Source organism: Streptomyces vilmorinianum (genome assembly GCF_005517195.1).
In the GTDB taxonomy this organism is placed as follows: domain Bacteria; phylum Actinomycetota; class Actinomycetes; order Streptomycetales; family Streptomycetaceae; genus Streptomyces; species Streptomyces vilmorinianum.
This window is the reverse complement of record NZ_CP040244.1, coordinates 5200087-5222971: the sequence shown is the minus strand read 5'-3', so window position 1 is coordinate 5222971 and position 22885 is coordinate 5200087. Positions and strand designations below refer to the sequence as shown.

At 70.9% G+C, this 22885-nt stretch carries 26 protein-coding genes; 6 read left to right on the top strand and 20 right to left on the bottom strand.

Annotation, left to right across the window (positions count from 1 at the left end):
- Positions 1-64 precede the first annotated feature (64 nt).
- The 3 genes from mgt to FDM97_RS24325 all read left to right on the top strand — a co-directional run bounded on the left by mgt (position 65) and on the right by FDM97_RS24325 (position 3315).
- Complete coding sequence (gene mgt, locus FDM97_RS24335; RefSeq protein ID WP_137992617.1) at positions 65-1261, top strand: macrolide-inactivating glycosyltransferase; 1197 nt, start codon at positions 65-67, stop codon at positions 1259-1261.
- 222 nt (positions 1262-1483) lie between these two features.
- The gene (locus FDM97_RS24330) at positions 1484-2686 is read left to right on the top strand and encodes a S8 family peptidase (protein ID WP_137992616.1); all 1203 of its coding nucleotides are present in this window, start codon (positions 1484-1486) and stop codon (positions 2684-2686) included.
- 74 nt (positions 2687-2760) lie between these two features.
- Complete coding sequence (locus FDM97_RS24325) at positions 2761-3315, top strand: DUF1697 domain-containing protein (RefSeq protein WP_137992615.1); 555 nt, start codon at positions 2761-2763, stop codon at positions 3313-3315.
- A 2-nt stretch (positions 3316-3317) separates the two neighbouring features.
- Here FDM97_RS24325 and FDM97_RS24320 read toward each other — a convergent pair whose 3' ends face one another.
- Positions 3318-4196 carry an aldo/keto reductase gene (locus FDM97_RS24320; RefSeq protein ID WP_137992614.1) on the bottom strand — a complete coding sequence of 293 codons (879 nt, stop codon included), beginning with the start codon at positions 4194-4196 and terminating at the stop codon, positions 3318-3320.
- Positions 4197-4298: 102 nt separating this feature from the next.
- On the opposite strand from FDM97_RS24320, the gene FDM97_RS24315 reads away from it, so the two are divergent.
- Both FDM97_RS24315 and FDM97_RS24310 read left to right on the top strand, forming a co-directional pair.
- Positions 4299-4922, top strand: coding sequence for a mycothiol-dependent nitroreductase Rv2466c family protein (locus FDM97_RS24315; protein ID WP_137992613.1), 624 nt, complete (start codon positions 4299-4301; stop codon positions 4920-4922).
- A 69-nt stretch (positions 4923-4991) separates the two neighbouring features.
- Positions 4992-5570, top strand: coding sequence for a TIGR03086 family metal-binding protein (locus tag FDM97_RS24310; RefSeq protein WP_137992612.1), 579 nt, complete (start codon positions 4992-4994; stop codon positions 5568-5570).
- A gap of 18 nt (positions 5571-5588) precedes the next feature.
- Here the strand turns inward: FDM97_RS24310 and FDM97_RS24305 are convergent, their stop codons facing one another.
- The 19 genes from FDM97_RS24305 to FDM97_RS24225 all read right to left on the bottom strand — a co-directional run bounded on the left by FDM97_RS24305 (position 5589) and on the right by FDM97_RS24225 (position 20699).
- A complete protein-coding gene (locus tag FDM97_RS24305; protein WP_137992611.1) occupies positions 5589-5879 on the bottom strand; it encodes a DUF3303 family protein in 291 nt (96 codons plus the stop codon).
- 146 nt (positions 5880-6025) lie between these two features.
- Positions 6026-6781, bottom strand: coding sequence for a sirohydrochlorin chelatase (locus FDM97_RS24300; protein WP_137992610.1), 756 nt, complete (start codon positions 6779-6781; stop codon positions 6026-6028).
- A gap of 1 nt (position 6782) precedes the next feature.
- Positions 6783-7667 (bottom strand): ABC transporter permease, encoded by an 885-nt coding sequence (locus tag FDM97_RS24295; protein ID WP_137992609.1) that lies wholly within the window; start codon positions 7665-7667, stop codon positions 6783-6785.
- Positions 7654-8448, bottom strand: a complete 795-nt coding sequence (locus FDM97_RS24290; protein WP_137992608.1) for an ABC transporter ATP-binding protein — start codon at positions 8446-8448, stop codon at positions 7654-7656. Before FDM97_RS24290 ends, FDM97_RS24295 begins: the two co-directional genes overlap by 14 nt.
- Positions 8449-8479: 31 nt before the next feature.
- Positions 8480-9586 carry an ABC transporter substrate-binding protein gene (locus FDM97_RS24285; RefSeq protein WP_137992607.1) on the bottom strand — a complete coding sequence of 369 codons (1107 nt, stop codon included), beginning with the start codon at positions 9584-9586 and terminating at the stop codon, positions 8480-8482.
- 199 nt (positions 9587-9785) lie between these two features.
- Positions 9786-11141 carry a sulfate adenylyltransferase subunit 1 gene (locus tag FDM97_RS24280; RefSeq protein WP_137992606.1) on the bottom strand — a complete coding sequence of 452 codons (1356 nt, stop codon included), beginning with the start codon at positions 11139-11141 and terminating at the stop codon, positions 9786-9788.
- 2 nt (positions 11142-11143) lie between these two features.
- Positions 11144-12079, bottom strand: coding sequence for a sulfate adenylyltransferase subunit CysD (cysD, locus tag FDM97_RS24275; protein ID WP_137992605.1), 936 nt, complete (start codon positions 12077-12079; stop codon positions 11144-11146).
- Positions 12080-12221: 142 nt separating this feature from the next.
- Entirely contained in the window at positions 12222-12803 is a 582-nt protein-coding gene (cysC, locus tag FDM97_RS24270; protein WP_175439221.1) for an adenylyl-sulfate kinase, read from the bottom strand.
- Positions 12785-13492 carry a phosphoadenylyl-sulfate reductase gene (locus FDM97_RS24265; RefSeq protein ID WP_137992603.1) on the bottom strand — a complete coding sequence of 236 codons (708 nt, stop codon included), beginning with the start codon at positions 13490-13492 and terminating at the stop codon, positions 12785-12787. Before FDM97_RS24265 ends, cysC begins: the two co-directional genes overlap by 19 nt.
- Positions 13489-13668 (bottom strand): hypothetical protein, encoded by a 180-nt coding sequence (locus tag FDM97_RS36595; RefSeq protein ID WP_137992602.1) that lies wholly within the window; start codon positions 13666-13668, stop codon positions 13489-13491. Before FDM97_RS36595 ends, FDM97_RS24265 begins: the two co-directional genes overlap by 4 nt.
- The gene (locus FDM97_RS24255; RefSeq protein WP_137992601.1) at positions 13665-15362 is read right to left on the bottom strand and encodes a nitrite/sulfite reductase; all 1698 of its coding nucleotides are present in this window, start codon (positions 15360-15362) and stop codon (positions 13665-13667) included. The genes FDM97_RS36595 and FDM97_RS24255 overlap by 4 nt, the downstream gene beginning before the upstream one ends.
- Positions 15363-15488: 126 nt before the next feature.
- On the bottom strand, positions 15489-15572 hold the full coding sequence (locus tag FDM97_RS37020; RefSeq protein WP_317453974.1) for a putative leader peptide: 84 nt from the start codon (positions 15570-15572) through the stop codon (positions 15489-15491).
- A 135-nt stretch (positions 15573-15707) separates the two neighbouring features.
- Positions 15708-16277, bottom strand: a complete 570-nt coding sequence (locus FDM97_RS24250) for a GNAT family N-acetyltransferase (protein WP_137992600.1) — start codon at positions 16275-16277, stop codon at positions 15708-15710.
- A gap of 12 nt (positions 16278-16289) precedes the next feature.
- Positions 16290-16565, bottom strand: a complete 276-nt coding sequence (locus FDM97_RS36590) for an MmyB family transcriptional regulator (RefSeq protein WP_137992599.1) — start codon at positions 16563-16565, stop codon at positions 16290-16292.
- A complete protein-coding gene (locus FDM97_RS36905) occupies positions 16562-16690 on the bottom strand; it encodes a hypothetical protein (RefSeq protein ID WP_284440301.1) in 129 nt (42 codons plus the stop codon). Before FDM97_RS36905 ends, FDM97_RS36590 begins: the two co-directional genes overlap by 4 nt.
- 60 nt (positions 16691-16750) lie before the next feature.
- Positions 16751-17782: a LacI family DNA-binding transcriptional regulator gene (locus FDM97_RS24240; protein WP_137992598.1), complete on the bottom strand. Its 1032-nt coding sequence runs from the start codon at positions 17780-17782 to the stop codon at positions 16751-16753.
- Positions 17783-17815: 33 nt separating this feature from the next.
- Positions 17816-18625, bottom strand: a complete 810-nt coding sequence (locus FDM97_RS24235; protein ID WP_137992597.1) for an ATP-binding cassette domain-containing protein — start codon at positions 18623-18625, stop codon at positions 17816-17818.
- Positions 18622-19635, bottom strand: coding sequence for an ABC transporter permease (locus FDM97_RS24230; protein ID WP_137992596.1), 1014 nt, complete (start codon positions 19633-19635; stop codon positions 18622-18624). Before FDM97_RS24230 ends, FDM97_RS24235 begins: the two co-directional genes overlap by 4 nt.
- Positions 19636-19682: 47 nt before the next feature.
- Positions 19683-20699 (bottom strand): sugar ABC transporter substrate-binding protein, encoded by a 1017-nt coding sequence (locus FDM97_RS24225; protein ID WP_137992595.1) that lies wholly within the window; start codon positions 20697-20699, stop codon positions 19683-19685.
- Positions 20700-20838: 139 nt separating this feature from the next.
- On the opposite strand from FDM97_RS24225, the gene FDM97_RS24220 reads away from it, so the two are divergent.
- Positions 20839-22884, top strand: coding sequence for a glycoside hydrolase family 32 protein (locus FDM97_RS24220; protein ID WP_137992594.1), 2046 nt, complete (start codon positions 20839-20841; stop codon positions 22882-22884).
- The last annotated feature ends 1 nt before the right edge of the window (position 22885 follow it).

The window sequence follows — 22885 nt, the reverse complement described above, 5'->3', positions numbered from 1 at the left end:
GGGACGAAGGCCTTCGGCATCGAAATGACTGTACGAGACGTCTCGTCTCGCCTACTGTCGAGTCATGACCACTGCCCCGCGCCCTGCCCACATCGCCATGTTCTCCATCGCCGCCCACGGCCATGTGAACCCGAGCCTCGAAGTGATCCGCGAGCTCGTCGCCCGCGGGCACCGCGTCAGTTACGCCATCCCCGCCTCCTTCGCCGACAAGGTCGCCGCGACCGGCGCCACCCCCGTCGTCTACGAGTCCACCCTCCCCACCGACGACGACCCGGACGCCTGGGGCACCGAGCTGATCGACAACATCGAACCGTTCCTCCGTGACGCCATGCACGTCCTCCCGCAGCTCGCCGAGGCGTTCGACGCCGACCGGCCCGACCTCGTCCTGCACGACATCACCGCCTACCCCGCTCCGGTCCTCGCACACCGGTGGGGTGTCCCCGCCGTGGGACTCTGGCCGAATCTCGTCCCGTGGGAGGGGTACGAGGAGGAGGTCGCCGAGCCCATGTTCGCCGAGCTCAAGGCGTCCGAGCGGGGCAAGGCGTACTACGCTCGCTTCGAGAACTGGCTCACCGAACACGGCGTCGACACCCACCCCGACCGGCTCATCGCACGCCCCCGCCGGGCGATCGTGCTCATCCCCAAGGCGCTCCAGCCGCACGCCGACCGGGTCGACGAGTCCGTCTTCACGTTCGTGGGAGCCTGTCAGGGCGACCGGGCGGACCAGGGGGACTGGCAGCGGCCGGCGGGCGCGGAGAAGGTCCTCCTGGTCTCCCTGGGCTCGGCCTTCACCAAGCAGCCCGCCTTCTACAGGTCGTGCGCCGCTGCCTTCGGGGACCTGCCGGGCTGGCACGTCGTGCTCCAGATCGGCGCGTTCGTCGACCCGTCGGAGCTGGGTGAGATCCCGGCCAACGTCGAAGTTCACTCCTGGGTACCCCAGTTGGCGATCCTGAGGCAGGCCGACGCCTTCGTCACCCATGCCGGGGCGGGCGGCAGCCAGGAGGGGCTGGCCACCGCCACGCCGATGGTCGCGGTCCCGCAGGCCGTCGACCAGTTCGGCAACGCGGACATGCTCCAGGCCCTGGGAGTGGCCCGGCGCCTGCCGATGGAGGAGGCGACCGCCGAGAGCCTGCGCGAAGCCGTGCTCGCCCTCGTCGACGACCCCGAAGTGGCCCTCCGCGCCAAGGAGATCCAGCAGCGGATGGCGCACGAGGGCGGGGCGCGCCGGGCGGCGGACCTCATCGAGGCCGAACTGCCGTAGAACGTCGCACCTAAGGCCCCCGGGAGACCCGAGGGCCTTACGCGTGCGCCGAGTTGGGCCGAGATGACCGGTTTATTATTACGAAACCTTGTTGAGTAAATCACAGGTACATGAAGGTCTTGATTTGCACTCGTCAATGAGCAAGGGTTTCGAGGCAGCTACCGGAGAGTTTCCTTCCAGTGGCTCAACCCCCCACAAATCCTGACGAGGAGACCCCTCTTCATGGCAATACACAAGCGTGTCCGCCGGACGAAGCTCATCGCCGTCTCGACCGCGATCGCGGCCGCGGCCGGAGTCACCGTCCTCACCAGCCCGTTCGCCGGCGCGGCCCCCACGCCCGCCCTCGGAACGGTCTACGGACTCGGCGCGGAAGGCGCCGTCGCAGGCAGCTACGTCGTCCTGCTGGACGGGAAGGCCGACAAGGGCGAGCTGGCGAAGGAGTACGGCGGCACCCTGCGCCGCAGCTACGACTCCGCCGTCAACGGCTTCTCGGTCAACGACCTTTCGGAGACCGAGGCCAAGCGCCTCGCCGCTGACCCGGCCGTCGCCAAGGTCGTCCAGAACAAGAAGTTCACCATCAACGCGACCCAGACCGACCCGCCGTCCTGGGGGCTGGACCGGGTCGACCAGACCGAGACCGCCGGGGACAAGAAGTACACCTACCCCGACAGCGCGGGCGAGGGCGTCACGGCGTACGTCATCGACACCGGAGTCCGCGTCAGCCACGAGGACTTCGGCGGCCGCGCCGTCGACGGCTTCGACGCCGTCGACAACGACGAGACGGCCCAGGACGGCAACGGCCACGGCACCCACGTCGCCGGCACCATCGCGGGCACCGCCCACGGTGTGGCCAAGAAGGCCAAGATCGTCGCCGTCCGCGTCCTCGACGACAACGGCTCCGGCACCACCGAGCAGGTCATCGCCGGCATCGACTGGGTCACCAAGAACCACCAGGGCCCGTCCGTCGCCAACATGAGCCTCGGCGGAGGCGCCGACCCCGCCCTCGACGAGGCCGTCAAGAAGGCCATCGCCTCCGGCGTGACCTTCGGCGTCGCCGCCGGCAACGAGTCCTCCGACGCGGGCGAGGGCTCCCCCTCCCGCGTCCAGGAGGCGATCACCGTCGCCTCCTCGACCGAGGACGACCAGCAGTCGAGCTTCTCCAACTTCGGCTCCGTGGTGGACCTCTACGCCCCGGGCTCGGAGATCACCTCGGCCTGGAACGACAGCGACACCGGCACCAAGACCATCTCCGGTACGTCCATGGCGACCCCGCACGTCGTCGGCGCCGCCGCCGTCTACCTCGGGGCACACCAGGACGCCACCCCGGACCAGGTCGCCGAGGCCCTGGTCGCCGGAGCGACCTCCGACAAGATCTCCAACCCCTCCGAGGGCACCGCCAACAAGCTGCTCAAGATCGTCGAGTAGCGGCGCCGCCCCGCTGACCGGCGGCCGCCGTGCCCTCCCCCACGGGGCACGGCGGCCGCCCTATCGTGTGCACCATGACGACGACGTACGCCGCCCTGCTGCGCGGAATCAACGTGGGCGGACACCGCAGAGTGCCGATGGCGGAACTCCGTTCCCTCCTGGAGGAGCTCGGCCACCGCAACGTCCGGACCTATCTGCAGAGCGGCAACGTCGTCTTCACCACGGACGCCGACGAACCGGCCGACGAGGAGCTCGCCGCCGCCCTCGAAGACGCCGTCGAGAAGCACTTCGGCTTCCGCGTCGACTGCCTCGTCCGCGGCGCGGAGTACCTCGCCGCCGTCGCCGACGCCTGCCCGTTCCCGGCCGCGGAACTGGAGGCCAAGCAGGTCCACGTCACGTACTTCTCCGAGCAGGCCGGCCGGGAGAGGTTCGCTTTGATCGACCAAGCAGCCTTCCTGCCCGAGGAGTTCCGCCTCGGCGACCGCTGCCTCTACCTCTACGCCCCCGAGGGCCTCGGCCGCTCCAAGCTCGCCGAGGCGCTCTCCCGCCCCGCCCTCGTCAAGGGGATCGTGGCCACCTCACGCAACTGGAACACCGTGGTCAAGCTGGTGGAGATGACCCGCGACTAGGGTCAGCCGCCGGAAAGCCCGTCGTCACCCCCGCCCATCGGTCCGTCCAGGAGAGCGAGCTCCGCCGGGGCGAGGCGGAGGGACGCCGCGTCCAGGTTCTCCTCCAGATGGGCGAGTGAGCCGGTGCCCGGGGTGGGCAGCAGGACGGGGGAGTGGTGCAGCAGCCAGGCCAGCGCGACCTGGCCCCGGCTCGCCCCGAGCCGCCCCGCCACCGCGTCCAGCACGGCCGCGGCCTCACCGGTCAGGGCGCCGTCGGCCAGCGGGAACCACGGCAGGAACGCCAGGCCGTGCGTCTCGCAGGCCTTCAGCACCGCCGCCGACTCCCGGTCGAGGAGGTTGAAGCGGTTCTGCACCGAGACGACCGAGGACGACAGCGTCAGCGCCTGCGCGAGCTCCTCCGCCGTCACCGAGTCCAGGCCGACGTGCCGGATCCTGCCCTCCGCGCGCAGGTCTTCGAGCGCGCCGAGCTGCTCCGCCATCGGCACCCGCGGGTCGAGCCGGTGCAGCTGGTAGAGGTCGATCCGATCCGTCCGCAGCCGCCGCAGGCTCGCCTCGCACATCGCGCGCAGCCGCTCCGGCCGCCCCTCGATGTGCCAGGCGCTGTCGCTCGTCCGTACGACCCCGCCCTTGGTGGCGATCACCAGACCGTCCCGGTACGGGTGCAGCGCCTCCGCGACCAGCTCCTCGGCCAGGCCGGGGCCGTAGTTGTCGGCGGTGTCGACGAGCGTGACCCCCCGCTCCACGGCCCTTCGCAGCACGGCGACGGCGTCCGCCCGCTCGCCGCGCGGCCCCCAGTAGCCGGGCCCGGTCAGCTGGGCGGTGCCGTAACCGAGCCGCCGTACGGGAAGGTCGCCGCCGAGCATGTACGTCTCCGAGATCATGGCCGCACGCTACGACACCCGCCGTGGCCCCCGGAATTGGCCCAGCCGACGGAGTCGTGAATGGACCGGTGGACGCGGCCACTGGCTGGATACGCTCCTGACATGGCCCTTGAGACCCAGCCCAAGCCCGTCGTCGACTTCTACTTCGACCCCGCCTGCCCCTTCGCCTGGATCACCTCCCGCTGGATGCTGGAGGTCGAGCAGCAGCGCGACATCGAGCTGCGCTTCCGGGTGATGAGCCTGTACTTCCACAACATCGGCAACGAACTGCCCGACTGGTACCGGGAACTCGTCGACAAGTCGATGGGCCCGGTGCGGGTGGCCGTCGCGGCGGCGGAGAAGCACGGCGAATCGGTCCTGCGCGACCTCTACACCGCCTACGGCACCCGCATCCACCAGGACAAGAACAAGGACTTCGACGTGGTCGTCGCCGAGTCCCTCGCCGAGCTCGGCCTCCCGGCCGAACTCGCCGACGCGGCGCACGACGAGACGTACGACGAGGCCGTGCGCCGCAGCCACGACGCCGGCAAGGACCCGGAGGCGGACGGCTACGTCGGGACGCCGACCATCCACGTCGACGGCACGGTCTGGTTCGGGCCGGTCCTGCGGGCCATCCCGCGCGGCCCGAAGGCGGCCGAACTCTTCGACAGCTTCCGGGTCCTGGCCGGCCACTCCGACCTGTTCGAGCTCAAGCGGACCCGGACGGGCGGGCTCGACTTCGGCTGAGCCCGGTCACGGGGCCGCTGTCGCGATTCTTCAAGACCGGTGCGGGCGGCGCTTCGTAGCGTCGGCGGCATGAACGACATCCACACCCACCTCACCGTCTGCGCCGCCGAGGCCGTCCGCGTCGCCCGGGCGGTCACCGCCGAGCAGCTCGCCGCGCCGTCCGTCTGTACCGACTGGACGGTGCGCGAGCTCACCCACCACCTCGTCCTCTACACCTCCCACGGCCTGGAGCACCGCGCCCTGCGCACGCAGCTCCCCGAGGCCACCGTCGAGCGCGACTTCACGGCCGACGCCGACTGGGCGGAGCAGTACGCGGCCCAGCTCGACCGCGCGCTCGCGGCCTGGGAGAAGCCGGACGCCTGGGAGGGCGACGTGGACCTCGGCTTCGCCACCATGCCGGCCACGGCCGTCGCCTCGATGCTCCTCGCGGAACTCGCCCTGCACGGCTGGGACCTGGCCCGCTCCACCGGCCAGGACTTCACCCTCCCGGACCCGACCGCGCGGTTCCTGCTCACGGTCGTCGAGGAGTCCGCGGAGATGTTCCGCCGGTACGACGGCTTCGCGGAGCCGGCCGAGGTACGGGAGGACGCCCCCGCCTTCGAGCGCGCCCTCGCGACGAGCGGCCGCGACCCGCGCAGCCGGCGGTGAGCGGCCGAGGTCGCTCTCCTACCGGAGAGCGGCAAGGCCCTTCCGCAGGTCATCGGCGTTCATGACCGGACAGATCTCGATCTTCGCGCCGAGTTGCTGGAAGAGCGGCTCCGCGATGCCGGGCATCTGTGAGGCGTCCTGCATGTCGAACACCAGGATGCACGACCGCGAGCCTTCGTTCGGCGTGAAGTAGGCCGCCTCGGGCTTGAGCCGTTCGATCATCGACTCCATGAGCTTCGGCAGCGTGCCGTTCTTGATGCCCTCGTTCCCGGCCTCGGTGTCCACGGTGGCCCTCAGCATGACCCGCATCGCGATCACTCCGTTCCGCGCACCACGGCCGGCGCGATCCGACGCGCTCGCTGAGACCTGGTGACGTCCCGCTCAGGCTCACCTCGCGACGTCGACGCGGCAACATCTCGTCCGCCAAACAGCCCTGCCTCGATGCCTGACAGCGCCTAGCCGGCGGCCCGCGCCGCGAGGTTCTCCGCCCGCCGCGCGCGGCACTCCTCGTACCGCTCGATCAGCAGCCGGGCCAGCTCCGGCGACGGGCCGAGGACGTCCGCGAGCACATCGGCCCCGCCGTCCGCGGCTCCCGCCGCGATGCGGTCCGGCAGCCGGCCCGGAGCGATGACGTACGGGGCCACCGCCACCCGGCGCACCCCGTCGGCGCGCAGGGCCCGGACCGCGTCCGCGGTCCTCGGAAGAGATGCGGAGGCGAACGCAGGCCGCACGGAGCACCAACCGGTGCGCCGCAGCTCCCGCGCCGTTTCTGCGATCGCTGCGATCGCCTCCGGGTCGGTGGAGCCCGCCGAGGCCAGGACGACCCCGGTCGCGCTCTTGTCGCCGGGCGTGAGCCCGGCCTCGTACAGCCGCTGCTCCACCGCCGACACGAGCAGCGGCGAGGGGCCGAGGACCTCCGCCTGGCGGATGCGCAGGCCCGGTGGGGCCTGGCGCAGGACCGCGGGGATGTCGGCCTTCGCGTGGAAGGCACGGGTCAGCAGCAGGGGCAGGGCCACGACGTCCCGTACCCCGTCGGCCGCGAGCCGGTCGAGCACCCCCGGCACCGCCGGGAGGTTGAAGTCCAGGAACGCCGTCTCCACGCGCAGCCCGGGCCGCAGCGACCGGGCGCGGCGCACCAGCGCGTGCACGGTCGCGGCGTGCCGCGGGTCGCGGCTGCCGTGGGCGATGACGAGGAGGACTGGGGCGCTCATGTCAGCTCTTCACCAGCAGGCCGCGGCCGCGCAGCACCGCGCGCTCCAGCGGGCTGAAGATCAGCAGATCGATGGCGACACCGACGAGCAGGATCAGGATGATGGCGAGGAAGATCCCCGGCATGTCGAAGTTGTTGCGGCCGTTCTCCAGCAACTGGCCCAGGCCCAGGCCCAGATCGGGCGAGGACGCGATGATCTCGGCCGCCATCAGCGAGCGCCAGGAGAACGCCCAGCCCTGCTTCAGGCCCGCGAGATAGCCCGGCAGCGCCGCCGGCATCACGATGTGCCAGGCGCCCCTGAGCCCGGTCGCGCCGAGCGTGCGCCCGGCCCGCAGGAAGAGCGGCGGGACCTGGTCGACACCGGCCACCAGACCGTTGGCGATCGACGGCACGGCGCCCAGCAGGATCACCGCGTACATCATCGAGTCGTTGAGACCGATCCACAGCACGGCCGGGGCCACCCAGGCCACCGACGGCAGCGACTGCAGACCCGCCAGGACCGGGCCGATGGCCGCGCGGACGAACTTCACCCGGGCGACGATCAGACCCAGCGGCGTACCGATCGCGAGGGCGAGCAGGAAGCCGAGCAGGGCGCGCGAGACGCTCGTCCAGAGGACGCCGAGGAGCGTGCCCTCCAGCCACATCGTGGTCAGGCTGTCCCACACCGCGGACGGCGCCGGAAGCTTGGACTCGTCGGTGACCTCCGCGACGACGAGCACCTGCCAGACCGCGAGCACCAGCAGGACGGCGAGGACCGGCGGCAGGACCTTCTTGACCAGGACCTCGCGCACCGGCGTCCGGCGCACCTGCACCGCGTCCAGCGCGTCGAGGCCCGCTTCCAGGCCGGCCAGGTCGTCGGCCTTGGTGGTCGTTTCAGTGCTGGCCATGACGGCGGATCTCCCCACGCAGTTCTTCGGTGATCTCGACGGACAGCTCCGCCACGGCGGCGTCCTCGATACGGCGCGGCTGCGGGATGCCGATGGTCCACTCCCGGGCGATCCGCCCCGGCCGGGACGACAGCAGCACCACACGCTCGGCAAGGCGTACGGCCTCGCGCACGTTGTGGGTCACGAACAGCACCGACAGGTTCGTCTCCCGCCAGATCCGGGTCAGCTCGTCGTGCAGCACGTCACGGGTGATCGCGTCGAGGGCCGCGAACGGCTCGTCCATCAGCAGCAGATCGCTGTCCTGGGCGAGCGCCCGGGCCAGGGCCACCCGCTGGCGCATGCCACCGGACAGCTCGTGCACCCGCTTGCCGTACGAGCCGCCGAGCCGGACCAGGTCGAGCAGGCGCTCCGCCTCCGGGCGCCGCTCGGCCCGCGGCACCCCGCGCAGCCGCAGCGCCAGCTCGATGTTCTTGCCCGCGGTGAGCCACGGGAACAGCGCGTGCTCCTGGAACATCAGGGCCGGCCGGCCGCCGGGGGTCTCGATGGACCCCGCGGACGGCCGGTCGAGCCCGGCGACCAGGTTGAGCAGGGTGGACTTTCCGCAGCCGGAGGCACCCAGGAGGGTGACGAACTCGCCCGGGGCGACATCGAGCGAGATGTCGTCGAGCACGAGCTGCCCGCCGGCGGGGCCGCCGAAGGACTTCGAGACATGCTCGATCCGGGCGGCGTGGGTCACCGCCACACGGTCCTCGGCCTTGGCGAGCGTCGCGGTCGTGGCCATGGTCGTCACCTCCTGGGTATGAGCGGCGGACTTACTTGACGCCGAGACCGGCGTCGGAGACCTCGGGCTTGCCGGCGGCCTTCAGGACCTTGTTGAGCGGCTTCAGGTCGTAGATGCCGTTCAGGTCGGGCTGTTCGAGCAGATCCGCCTTCACCGCGTGGCCCGCCTGGGTCCGGAGCGTGGCGGCCAGCGGGTCGTCGGTGAACTGGATCGACGGCCAGGCGCTGTCGATGACCTCGGCGCTCAGCGGCTTGCCGGTGAGTTCCTTCAGTCGGGAGTTGGCGGACGCCTTCGCCTTGTCGGGGTTGGCGTTGATCCACTCGTTGGTCTTCAGCGAACCGCGCAGCACCGCCTCGACCACGTCCGGGTGCTCGGCGAGGAACCTCTGCGACACGACGATGTTCGTGATCACGAACTTCTTCTCGGGCCACAGCTCCGACTCGTCGAGCAGGACCTTCGCCCCCTCGGCGACCAGCTTGGACGCGGTCGGCTCCGGCACCCAGGCACCGTCGATCGAGCCGGACCTGTAGGCGTCAGGGGCCACCTTGTTGTCCGTACGGACCACGGAGACGTCGCCCTTGCCGCTCTGGGCGTCGACCTTCCAGCCCTTCTCCGAGATCCAGTCGAGGAAGGCCACGTCCTGCGTGTTGCCGAGCTGCGGAGTGCCGATCCTCTTGCCCCTGACGTCGTCCAGGGTCTTGATCTTGTCCGGGTTCACTACCAGCTTCACACCCCCGGAGGCCGAGCCCCCGATGATGCGCAGGTTCTTGCCCTTGGACTTGGTGTAGCCGTTGATCGCGGGGGAGGGGCCGATGAAACCGATGTCGATCGAGTCGGCGTTCAGCGCCTCGATCGCGGAGGGACCGGCGTTGAAGGTGGCGACCTTCAGCTCCGTGCCGCCCAACTCCTTCTGGATGATGCCCTCTTCGTCGCCCACCAGAGCGGTGGCGTGCGTCAGGTTCGGGAAGTACCCGAGCCGGACGGCGTCGGCCGAGAGCTTCGCGCCCACCGCCGCCACCTTCTTCTCGTCGCTCTTGGCCTGGGAGCCGTAGCCGCAGGAGGCCAGAGCGCCGATCAGCAGCGGCAGAGCCGCGACGGCGGCCAGAGAGCGGCGCGAGATGGTGCGGGAGGCAGGCACGGAGGTGTTCCCCTCAGGGTTTTCGAAGGCTTCTTCGTCGGTGTCGTTCATGGGACCGGTGGAGCTGCGGCGCGCCGGGTACGCGGCGCATCGGGGTCAGCACGCACATCGCGCGACCCCTCCCCGGCCCGCGCCGAGGGCGCCGGAACCGACCCGGCCGCCCTCCTTGGCGAAGGTTCCGTAGATGTCCCGGGTCATCTCAGAAGTCCCAGCCCTCGTCGTCCGCGCCGTCGTCCGCGCCGTCGGCCGTGTCCACGGCCTGGGCGGTGGCGAAGGCCTCGCCGGCCATGCCGGCGGCGAGTGTGGTGCCGTCGGCGGGGTCGATGAGGAGGAAGGAGCCCGTGCGGCGGGAGTCGGCGTAGGCGTCGAGCGCGAGCGGCTCGGCGGTACGGACCTTGACCCTGCCGATGTCGTTGGCGACGAGCTGTCCCGGCTCGGGGTGCTGGGAGAGGTCGTCCAGGGTCAGCCGGGACGGGATCTCCTTGACGATCGCCTTGACCGTGCGGGTGGTGTGCTTGAGCAGGACCCGCTGGCCCACCGTCAGCGGCTGGTCGGCGACGTGGCAGACCGTCGCCTCGACGTCCTGGCTGGTGGTCGGGGCGTCACCGCTCGGGGCGATGAGGTCGCCGCGGGAGATGTCGATGTCGTCGGCGAGCCGGAGCGTGACGGACTGCGGTGCCCAGGCGATGTCCACGGACTCGCCGAGCGCGTCGATCCCGGTGATCGTCGACGTACGGCCCGAGGGCAGGACGGTGATCTGCTCGCCGACGCGGAACGCGCCGGCCGCGATCTGACCTGCGTAGCCCCGGTAGTCGGGGTGTTCGGCGGTCTGCGGGCGGATCACGTACTGCACGGGGAAACGCGCGTGGCAGGCCGTCAGGTCATGGCTGACCGGGACGGTCTCCAGGTGTTCCAGGACGGTGGGGCCGCCGTACCAGTCCATGTTGGCGGAGGGTTCCACGACGTTGTCGCCGGTGAGCGCGGAGATCGGGATCGCGGTGATCTCCGGGACGCCGAGCTCGGAGGCGTACGTCGTGAACTCCTCGGCGATCGCGGCGAAGACGGGCTCCGCGTAGTCGACGAGGTCCATCTTGTTGACCGCGAGGACGACGTGCGGGACGCGCAGCAGGGCGGCGACGGCGGCGTGGCGGCGGGTCTGCTCGACCACGCCGTTGCGGGCGTCGACCAGGACCACGGCCAGCTCGGCGGTCGAAGCGCCGGTGACCATGTTGCGGGTGTACTGCACATGCCCGGGGGTGTCGGCCAGGATGAACCGGCGCCGCGGGGTGGCGAAGTAGCGGTAGGCGACGTCGATGGTGATGCCCTGCTCACGCTCGGCCCGCAGGCCGTCGGTGAGCAGCGCCAGGTCCGGCGCCTCCTGGCCACGGGAGCGCGAGGCGTGCTCCACGGCCTCCAGCTGGTCGGCGAGGACCGACTTGGAGTCGTGCAGCAGCCGGCCCACCAGCGTGGACTTGCCGTCGTCGACGGACCCGGCGGTCGCGAAACGCAGCAGCGTCGTCGCCGTCACCGCGACCTGTTCCGTGGTGATGGTCATGGCTAGAAGTACCCTTCGCGCTTGCGGTCTTCCATCGCGGCCTCGGACAGCTTGTCGTCGGCGCGGGTCGCGCCCCGCTCGGTGAGTCGGGAAGCGGCGATCTCGGCGATCACGGCGTCCAGCGTGGTGGCGTCGGAATCCACCGCGCCGGTGCAGGACATGTCACCGACGGTGCGGTAGCGGATCAGCCGCTTCTCCACGGTCTCGGTGTCCTTGGGCCCGCCCCACTGGCCCGCCGTCAGCCACATCCCGCCCCGGGCGAACACCTCACGCTCGTGCGCGAAGTAGATCTGCGGAAGCTCGATCTTCTCCCGCTGGATGTACTGCCACACATCCAGCTCGGTCCAGTTCGACAGCGGGAACACACGCACGTGCTCACCGGGAGCGTGGCGGCCGTTGTAGAGCTGCCACAGCTCCGGGCGCTGGCGGCGCGGGTCCCACTGCGAGAACTCGTCACGCAGCGAGAACACCCGCTCCTTGGCGCGGGCCTTCTCCTCGTCACGCCGGCCGCCGCCGAACACCGCGTCGAAACGGTGCTGCTGGATCGCCTCGGTCAGCGGCACCGTCTGCAACGGGTTACGCGTCCCGTCGGGACGCTCGCGCAGCTTCCCGGCGTCGATGTACTCCTGCACGGAAGCCACATGCAGCCGCAGCCCGTGCTGTTCCACCGTCCGGTCGCGGTACTCGATCACCTCGGGGAAGTTGTGCCCGGTGTCGACATGCAGCAGCGTGAACGGCACCGGCGCCGGCGCGAACGCCTTCAGCGCCAGGTGCAGCATGACGATGGAGTCCTTGCCACCGGAGAACAGGATCACCGGCCGCTCGAACTCACCCGCCACCTCACGGAAGATATGAACGGCCTCCGACTCCAGCGAGTCCAGGTGCGACAGCGCGAACGGGCTGTCGGTCTCCTCATGAACATGGGCAACGGTGGTCACTCTGCACCCCTCTCGTGAGCTTCTCCGCCCGCGCGGCGCAGAGGCGCGTCATTCGTGTTCGTCTGCGGCCCGGCGGCCGCGCGGATCATGGGGGCGACGCGCAGCGTCTCGGGCAGGGTGGTGGTGGGAGACGGGAGGGAGCTCACAGCAAGCCCCTCTCGGTGAGCAGCGCGTGAAGCTGCGCCGCGGACTGCTGCACGGTCTGGTTCTGGGACTCGATCCGCAGATCGGGGTTGCGCGGCTCGTCGTACGGGTCGTCGACCCCGGTCAGGCCACTGATCTCGCCCGCGGCCTGCTTGGCGTACAGCCCCTTCACATCCCGTACGGAGCACACGTCCACCGGAGTGGCGACATGCACCTCGACATAGGGGGTTCCCTCGGTCTGGTGGCGCTTGCGGACGGCCTCGCGGCTGTCCTCGTACGGAGCGATCACGGGGACGAGCACCTTCACGCCGTTCGAGGCGAGCAGCTCGGAGACGAATCCGATGCGCTGCACGTTGGTGTGCCGGTCCTCGCGGCTGAAGCCGAGGCCCGCGGAGAGGAACTCGCGGATCTCGTCGCCGTCGAGCACCTCGACCCGGTGGCCCTCGCCGCGCAGCCGGCCGGCGAGCTCGTAGGCGATGGTGGTCTTGCCGGCGCTCGGCAGACCGGTCAGCCAGATGGTGGCACCCGTCACGTGTGTCTCCTGAACTTCCTGAGTGTCCGTCATCCGTGCAGCCCGCATTCCGTCTTGGTCCGGCCGGCCCAGCGGCCGGCCCTGGCGTCCTCGCCCTCCGCGACGCGGCGGGTGCAGGGTGCGCAGCCGACGGAGGCGTACCCGTCCATGAGGAGCGGGTTGGTGAGCACGCCGTGCTGGGCGACGTACGCGTCGACGTCGTCCTGCGTCCAGCGGGCGATCGGGGAGATCTTGACCTTCTGCCGCTTCTCGTCCCAGCCGACGACCGGGGTGTTCGCCCGGGTCGGGGACTCGTCGCGGCGCAGGCCCGTCGCCCAGGCGCGGTACGCGGTCAGGCCCTCCTCCAGCGGCTTGACCTTGCGCAGCGCGCAGCACAGGTCGGGGTCGCGGTCGTGCAGCCTCGGGCCGTACTCGGCGTCCTGCTCGGCCACCGTCTGACGCGGGGTCAGGGTGATGACGTCGACGTCCATCACGGCCTCGACGGCGTCCCGGGTGCCGATGGTCTCGGGGAAGTGGTAGCCGGTGTCGAGGAAGACGACGTCCACGCCGGGCATGGCGCGTGAGGCGAGGTGGGAGACCACCGCGTCCTCCATGGAGGACGTGACGCAGAACTGCTTGCCGAAGGTCTCCGCGGCCCACTGGAGGATCTCCAGGGCCGAAGCGTCCTCCAGGTCGCGTCCGGCCTGCTCGGCGAGTGCCTTCAGGTCGGTGGCCTCGGTGGCCTGAGTCGACGTCATATCTCTTCCCTTCCAGCGGAGTTGCTCGAAGTGCCCGGGGCGAGGAGCCCCAGGAACTTCAACTGGAAGGCTCGACTGCATGCCCGGCATTCCCAGGCGCCGTGACCCTGCTCGTGCGGACGCAGGTCCTCGTCGCCGCAGTACGGGCAGTGGAACGGGGCCGCGCGCTCGCTCACGACAGTGCCTCTTCCGAGGCCCGCGCCGCCCAGGTGGCGAAGCGCTCGCCGTCCTCGCGCTCCTCCTGGAAGCGCTTGAGGACCCGCTCGACGTAGTCCGGCAGCTCGGCCGAGGTGACCTTCAGGCCACGGACCTTGCGGCCGAAGCCGGCCTCCAGACCGAGGGCGCCGCCCAGGTGGACCTGGTAGCCCTCGACCCGGTTGCCCGCGTCGTCCAGGACCAGCTGGCCCTTGAGACCGATGTCCGCGACCTGGATACGGGCGCAGGCGTTGGGGCAGCCGTTGATGTTGATGGTGATCGGCTCGTCGAACTCGGGGATGCGGCGCTCGAGCTCGTCGATGAGCGAGGCGCCGCGCGCCTTGGTCTCGACGATGGCCAGCTTGCAGAACTCGATACCGGTGCAGGCCATCGTGCCGCGCCGGAACGGCGAGGGGTTGACCCGCAGGTCCAGGGCCTCCAGGGCGGAGACGATCGACTCGACCTGCGCCTCCTCGATGTCCAGGACGATCATCTTCTGCTCGGCGGTCGTACGGACCCGGCCCGAGCCGTGCGCCTCGGCGATCTCCGCGATCTTGGTGAGCGTGGCGCCGTCGACCCGGCCGACGCGCGGCGCGAACCCGACGTAGAAGCGGCCGTCCTTCTGCTTGTGGACGCCGACGTGGTCCCGCCACTGCCCGGCCGGCTGCTCGGGGGCGGGTCCGTCGGTCAGCTTGCGCTTCAGGTACTCGTCCTCGAGGACCTGGCGGAACTTCTCCGGGCCCCAGTCGGCGACGAGGAACTTCAGGCGGGCGCGGGTGCGCAGCCGCCGGTAGCCGTAGTCGCGGAAGATCGAGATGACGCCCTCGTAGACGTCCGGGACCTCGTCGAGGGAGACCCAGGTGCCCAGGCGCACGCCCAGCTTGGGGTTGGTGGACAGCCCGCCGCCGACCCAGACGTCGAAACCGGGGCCGTGCTCCGGGTGCTCGACACCGACGAAGGCGATGTCGTTGATCTCGTGCGCCACGTCGAGCAGCGGCGAGCCGGAGACGGCGGACTTGAACTTACGGGGCAGGTTGGAGAAGTCCTTGTTGCCCACGATCCGGCGGTAGATCTCGTCGATGGCGGGGGTGCCGTCGATGATCTCGTCCTCGGCGATCCCGGCGACCGGCGAGCCGAGGATGACACGCGGGGTGTCACCGCAGGCCTCGGTGGTCGACAGGCCGACGGCCTCGAGCCGGTTCCAGATCTCGGGGACGTCCTCGATACGGATCCAGTGGTACTGGACGTTCTGCCGGTCCGTGAGGTCGGCGGTGCCGCGCGCGAACTCCTGCGAGATCTCGCCGATGACGCGCAGCTGCTCGGTCGTCAGACGGCCGCCGTCGATGCGGACCCGGAGCATGAAGAACTCGGCGTCCAGCTCCTCCGGCTCCAGGACACCCGTCTTGGTGCCGTCGAGGCCTTCCTTGCGCTGGGTGTAGAGACCCCACCAGCGCATGCGCCCCCGCAGGTCGTTGGGGTCGATGGAGTCGAACCCACGCTTGGAGTAGATCGTCTCAATACGTGTCCGCACATTGAGACCGTCGTCGTCCTTCTTGAACTGCTCATTGCCGTTCAGGGGGGTGAAGTGCCCCACGGCCCACTGGCCCTCGCCACGGTGACGGCTCACCTTGCGGCGGGGCGTGGCGGGTGCGGGGTTTTCCGGGGTGGCGGCCATGGCGTTTTGTCCTTCGGGACTGCGGGAGGGCGGCTCTGACCTGCACACGTGTACTCGGGTCAGGGGATGGCGCGACGGTGCGCAGCAGGGTCTGTCAGAAAGGAGATCGCGGCGGTGCTGGTTCTCTCAGCGCGCCGGACACATGGCGCTGGACATGCGGCCGAGGTCGACGTGCCGCCGACTCACCAAGGCAATTCCAGTTCCAGACATGACGGAAGCGTGTCACGGGACTTTGGACCCAGTCCAGCTTCGTCCAAAATGTGGACAACACCGTCTCGCTGGGCGAGACAGTGTGTCATGGGTCACTTCGAGAACGCCTCGAAGGGGAGGGATTCGGGGCGGGGCTCAGGCGTGGGCGCCGGGCCACGGGCCGGGGGTCTCGGACTCCTCGATCTCCTCCACCTTGGTGTCGAAGAGGGTGAAGCCCCGACGCAGATAGTTGTCCATCGCGTGCGGCCCGTCCAGCGAGCAGGTGTGCAGCCACACCCGCCGGGTCGCCTCCCGCTCGGGCCAGCGCTCGGCCAGGTCCCAGGCGCGCTGCACTCCGTACGAGAGGAGGTGCCCGCCGATCCGGCGGCCCCGGAACGCCGGGATCAGCCCGAAGTAGACGATCTCCACGGCGCCGTCGTCCTGCGGGTCCAGCTCCACGTACCCGGCCGGCGTCCCCTTCTCGTACGCCACCCAGATCTCGGCCCCGGGCTTCTCGACGATCTCCTGCCACTGCTTGTACGTCAGCGACAGCCGGTCGTTCCAGCGGATGTCGCCACCGACCGCCGTATAGAGGAAGCGGCTGTACTCGGGCGAGGGCACCTCGGCGCGCGCGATCGTGACGTCGTCGCCCGGGGGCGGGGTGGCGGGGCGGAGGTCGGACGGCGAGGTCTGTTCGAGGGACCAGGTGGTGAGAGTGATGCGCATGACGTCATCGCATCACGCCTCCGCGAAGGATGCCGACGCGGCCCCCAGCTCGGCGAGCAGCTCCGTGAGCCGGTTGTCCGGATTCTGGACACTCTCCTCGGTCGGGCGGTCGCGGATGTGCCAGGCCCACTCGTCGATGTTCACGATCCGGGGCGCCGGGCCCCGGGGGCGCAGCAGCAGCCGGGCCACGTTCACCGGCGGGGCGAGCAGCGCGGGCGCGACGGTGGCGGTCAGGGCGAGGAACGCGTCGTTGCGGTCGACGAGCTCGGCGTACCGGTCGACGATCACCGCGGGATACGGGTCAGCGCCGTACGGACCGGGGCGAGCCGCGGGTCGTCGAGCCGGGACTGCCCGTACGCGGGCGCGTAGCCGGCGGCGAGCAACAGGGGCGCAGGGGGCGGAGGCGCTCGCAAAGGGCGTCGGCTCGTGTGCCCACCCGTCCCGCCCTGCGGGACGAGTGCCCACACGGGGGGCTAGGCCGTGGGCCTGTTCCGTGGTGGCAGTTCGCCCGAGCCGCGCTCGATCAGGCGCACCGGGACCGTGTGTGTCGTCGCGCGCGAGCGGTCGCCGCCGAGGCGGGCCAGGATCTGCTCGGCCGCCGCGTGGCCGATCGCCGCCGGGTCCTGGGCCACGACCGTAAGGCCCGGTTCCAGGACGGCCGCCAGCGGCAGGTCGTCGAAGCCGACCAGGGCCACATCGCGGCGGCCCGCCTCGGCCAGCGCGGGCACGACCCCGAGCGAGGCGAAGTTGTTCGCGGCGAAGACGGCCGTCGGCGGATCCGCGAGAGCGAGCAGGCGCCGCACGGCGACCCCCGCGGCGTACGGATCGTGGGCCGTGACCACCAGCGCCGGGTCGTGGACGATCCCCGCCGCCTCCAGCGCCGCCTTGTAGCCCCGCTGCCGCGTCTTGCGCGTGTAGAGGGTGGCCGGACGGTCGCCGATGAAGGCGATCCGGCGGTGCCCGTGCGCGATCAGATGCGCCACACCCGTCCGCGCCCCCTCCTCGTTCGCGCTCACCACCGCGTCCGCCGCGAGCCCGCTGCCCGGCCGGTCCACGAAGACCACGGGCAGCCCGCTCTCCCGCTCCCGGCGCAGGAAGCGATGGTCGCTGCCGGCCGCCGGCACGACCAGCAGGCCGCTGATCCGCCGTGCCAGGAACGTGGTGATGAGCGCGTGCTCCATCGGCTCGCGCTCGCTCGACGACCCCATGAGGAGCGTGAGCCCCCGGTCCCGTACGACGTCCTCGACGCCGCCCGCGACCGTGCCGAAGAAGGGGTTGCCCATGTCCGGCACGACCAGGCCCACCGTCGAGTCCCGCGCCCCCACCCGCATGTTGCGGGCCATGAGATTGGGGCGGAAGCCCAGCTCCTCGACGACCGCGAGCACCTTCGCCCGCGTCGCCTCGGAGACCGGCCCGTCCTCGTTGAGCACCCGGGACACGGTCTTCGGGGTCACACCGACCCGCGCTGCCACATCGGCCAGGGTCGGCCGCCGGGTGCTCCCCATGGTCACCGCATCTCCGTCGTCGTCGCCGTCGTCTCAGCCTCGTTCGCTCACGACCGTACCGCCGTCCGCCTCCTCCAGGGTCAGGGCCCCGGTCATGATCGCCACCACGTCCGCCATCGAATGGTCCCCGGGCCGGATCTGCGCCACCCGGCGGCCGAGCCGCTGGACGTGGATCCGGTCCGCGATCTCGAAGACGTGCGGCATGTTGTGGCTGATCAGGACGACCGGCAGGCCCCGGTCGCGGACCCGCCGGATCATGTCGAGGACCTGGCCCGACTCCTTCACCCCGAGCGCGGCCGTCGGCTCGTCCATCACCACCACGTGCCGGGCCCACGCGACCGCGCGCGCCACCGCCACGCCCTGCCGCTGGCCGCCCGAGAGCGTCTCCACGGCCTGGGTCAGCGAACGGAGCCCGATCTTCAGATCGGCCATGTGCGCGGCGGACTCCTCGCGCATCCTCTTGTTGTCGAGCATCCGCAGCACCGAGCCGAGCGGCCCGCGGCGCCGGATCTCACGGCCCAGGAACATGTTGCTCGCGATGTCGAGCGAGGCCGCGACCGCCAGATCCTGGTAGACGGTCTCGATGCCGCGTCGGCGCGCGTCCACCGGATCACGGAAGCGGACGGGCTCCCCGTCGAGCTCGATGGTGCCCTCGTCGGGCTGGAGCGCCCCGGTGAGCGCCTTGATCAGGCTGGACTTGCCGGCGCCGTTGTCCCCGATGACCGCGAGCACCTCACCGGGCATCAGATCGAAGTCGGCGCCGTCGAGCGCGGTGACGTGGCCGTAGCGCTTGACGAGCCCGCGGGCCTTGAGGACGGGGGTCGCTCCGGGGTCGGTGGTCATCGGCGGACCTTCCTGCGGGAGAACTGGTCGACGGTCACGGCGAGGATCACGAGACCGCCGGTGATCAGCGTCTGGTAGATCGAGCCGACGCCCATCAGCTGGAGGCCGTTGCGGAACACGCCGACGATCAGCGCCCCGACGAGCGTGCCGAGGACCGCGCCGCGCCCGCCGAACAGACTCGTCCCGCCGAGCACCACCGCCGTGATCGCGTCGAGGTTGTCGGTCTGGCCCGCCTTGGGGTCGCCGACGCCGGTACGGGAGACCAGCAGCAGCGCCGCGATGCCGTAGATCACCCCGGCCAGGGTGTAGATGCCGAGCTGGAGGCGGGTGGTGCGGATGCCGGTGAGCCGGGCGACCTCAGGGTTGTTGCCGAGCGCGTAGGTGTGCTTGCCCCAGGCCGTCTGGCCCAGGAGGTACGCGAAGCAGAGGAAGAGCGCGATGGTGAGCACCGAGCCGTACGTGATGTCGGTGCGGCCCAGCGGGAACGTACCGCCCAACGCCGTGAGGGCGCCGGGGAGTTCGGTGACGGTCTGCTCCTCCGAGTAGATGTGGGTGAGCGCGAAGGCGACGTTGAGCATGCCGAGCGTCACGATGAACGGCGGCAGCTTCACGAAGGTGACGAGCGCGCCGTTGGCGAGGCCGAAGAGGGCGCAGACGCCGATGCCGGCGGTGATCGCGACGAGCGGCGGGAGCGTGCCCTCGGCCGCGAGCTTGGCCATGACGATCGTGCCGAAGGCCATCACGGCGCCGCAGGACAGGTCGATGCCGGCCGTGAGGATGATCAGGGTCTGGCCGAGGGCGAGGGTGCCGACGACCATCACCTGCTGGACGACGAGCGAGAGGTTGCCGCCGGAGAGGAACTGCTCGCTCTGGAAGGAGAAGAAGGCGCAGGCGACGAGCAGCGCGACGAGCGGGCCGGCGGTGGGATGGGTGAACAGGCCGCGCAGGCGGGGCGGTGCGGGAGCGCTCGCGCGCGCGGCGCCGGTGGGCGGTGCGGTGGTCGTGGTCAACAGTGCTCCTGGGAAACGAGAAAGGGGGCAGGGGGCGTACGGCGGGGTCAGCCCCAGCAGTTCTCCAGGCCGTACGCCGTGTCCTTGGCCGCGACGGAGGGCGCCGGGGTGTCGGTGATGAGGGTGACGCCCGTGTCGACGTAACCCGTCGCCTTCGTGCCGTCCTTGGCGTACGCGACGACGGCCTCGACGCCCTTGGCGGCCATGGCCAGCGGGTACTGCTGCGAAGTGGCCGCGATCTTCCCGGACTTGACGGCGTTCGTGCCGGTGCAGCCGCCGTCGACCGAGACGATCAGGACGTCCTTCTCGCGGCCCTTCGCCTTGAGCGCGGTGTACGCGCCCAGCGCGGCGGGCTCGTTGATCGTGTAGACCACGTTGATGTCCGGGGCCTTCTGCAGGCAGTTCTCCATGGCGGTCTGGCCCTTGGCCTGGTCGCCTCCGGTGTCCTGGGAGCAGACGATGGCAGGGTCGCCGTCCTTGATGCCGTAGCCCTGGAGGAAGCCGTCGTGCCGCAGCTGTCCGACGGCGACGCCGGGCGCGAGGTCGAGCGTGGCGATCTTCGCGGGCTTCCCGGCCATGGCGGCCTTGGCGTACCGGCCGATGAGTTCGCCGGCCTTGAGGTTGTCGGTGGCGAAGAGCGCGTCGGCGGCGGCCTGCGGATCGGTCGGGCTGTCGAGCGCGACGACGAGCACGCCCTTCACCCGGGCCTGCGTGATCGCCGGGACGATCGCCTTGGAGTCGTTGGGGGTGATCAGGATGCCCTTGACCCCGGCCGCGACCATGTTCTCGATCGCGGTCACCTGGCCCTCGTTGTCGCCGTCGAACTTCCCGGCCGCGGTGGAGAGTTCGACCCCGGACTTCTTCGCCGCAGCCTCCGCGCCCTCCTTCATCTTCACGAAGAACGGGTTGGTGTCCGTCTTGGTGATCAGCCCGACCTTCACCGTGCCCGAGTTGCCGCCGGACCCGGCGGAGCCCTTGGCTCCCTCGCCGCAGGCGGTGAGCAGCAGGCCCGCCGAGGTGGTGGCGGCGGTCAGGGCGAGTGCGGTGCGGAAAGTGTGCTTCATGGCGCGGCTCCTCGAAGGACGCAGGGGTGTCATCGTTGACCTATGTCAACGTTGACATCGACTGGCCAGGATGATGGACTCCGCGGCGAGCAACGTCAATGCCCCTTACTCGTAACGAGTTGGCAACGGAGGCTTCCGGATGAGCCGCTGGAAAGCACCGAGAACGATCAGCGTCGCGGCCCTGCTCGTCGCCGCGTCCGTCCCCATCAGCGCGAACGTCACCGCGGACGTCGCACACGCCGCCCCGCCCGGGACCCGGGCCGGCGGCCCGGTCAACCCCGGTTTCGACACCGGGGATCTCACAGGCTGGACGGTCACCGAGGGCACCGCCTTCGGCCCCGCAGCCGTCACCACCACCGACACCTACTGGGGAGGCCCCTTCCACCACCGCGGCAGCCACCACCTCTGGGGCTTCGCCGCCGCCGGTGACGACGCCACCGGCACCCTCACGTCGTCGACCTTCGCCGCCCCTTCGCGGATCAGCTTCCTCGTCGGCGGCGGCTGGGACCCCGAACGCCTCTACGTCGCCCTGGTCAGGGACAGCGACGGCCGTACGCTCCTCAAGCAGACCGGACCCGAGGACGAGGCGTACGTCCGGATCCTCTGGGACACCTCCGCCTGGCTGGGACAGGCGGTCCACCTGGAGGTCGTCGACCGCAAGACGGGCGGCTGGGGCCACCTCAACCTCGACGACGTACGCACCGGTGACGCCGCCGTCCGCGACGACAACGGCCTCACCTTCCGCACCCTCGGCCAGGCCAACCAGCCCACCGCCACCAGGGACTTCACCGCCGACCCGCTACGGCCGCAGTTCCACTACACGCCCTACCAGGGCTGGATCAACGACCCCAACGGCGTCGTCCAGTGGCGCGGCCGCCACCACCTCTTCAGCCAGTACCACCCCGACTCCCCCCTGTGGGGCCCCATGCACTGGGCGCACGCCGAGGGCCCTGACGCCGTCCACTGGCGCGAGCTGCCCGTCGCCCTCGCCCCGCCGCCCCGCGCGACCCCCACCGACATCAGCGGCATCTTCAGCGGCAGCGCCGTCGACGACGGCGGCACCCTGACCGTCGCGTACACGAAGTTCACCGACACGGCCGCGCACCCCGGCGCCACCCCCGAGACCGTCGCCGTCGCGACCAGCACGGACGGGGTCGCCTTCACCCCCGGCACCGAGGTCATCACCCAGGCCCCGCCCGGCTCCTCCGCCGGATTCCGCGACCCCAAGGTCTTCCGCGACCCTCTCGACGGCCGCTGGAAGATGGTCGTCGGCTCGGGCGACGGCGGACGCGGCAAGGTGCAGCTGTACGCCTCCGACGACCTGCGCAGCTGGACGTACAGCGGCGTCCTGACCGAGGGCGACGGCACGACCGGCGCCATGTGGGAGTGCCCCGACCTCTTCCCGCTCGACGGGAAATGGGTCCTGCTGTACTCCACCAACGAGGGCGGCCGGTCGCTCCAGCGCTACGCCGTCGGCGCCTACGACGGCGGCCGCTTCACCGCCGAGCGGCACGGCGTCCTCGACGGCGGCGGGGACGTCTACGCGGCCCAGAGCTACCGGGACGACGCCGGGCGCCGGCTGATGACGGCCTGGATGAGCGACTGGAACGTCAAGGAGCCGACCAGGGTGGGCGGTTGGGCCGGGGCCCAGTCCCTCCACCGCGAGCTCTTCCTCAGTCCCGACGGGCGCCTCGGCCAACGCCCGGTCGCGGCCGCGGACTCGCTGGCGCAGGGGCGACCCGTCACGGTCACCGGCAAGACGGTGAAGGGCGGTTGGCGTCTGGGTCGCGGGGACGCCGCTCGCGTCAAGGCCGTCCTCGACCTCGGCGGGACCACCGCCGACACCGTCACCCTCCGCCTCAAGGCCTCCGCCGCGGAGGCGACCGTCCTGCGCTACGAGAAGTCCACCGGAACGCTCGCGCTCGACACGACCGGCGCCGGGTACGGCACGCGGGCGACGTACACCACGCATGTCCGGCCGGGCGCGGACGGCACGCTGGCTCTCGACGTGTTCGTCGACCGCTCGTCGGTGGAGGTGTTCACCTCGGACGGCGCGGCGCTCACCGCCCGGGTCTACCCGCGCTACCGCGAGTCCGACGCCGTCGAGTTCACCGCCGAGGGCGGTCGACTGCTCCTGAGGAGCGCGTCCTTGACCCCGCTGGGCTCAGCGGTCCTCCCCGACTGAC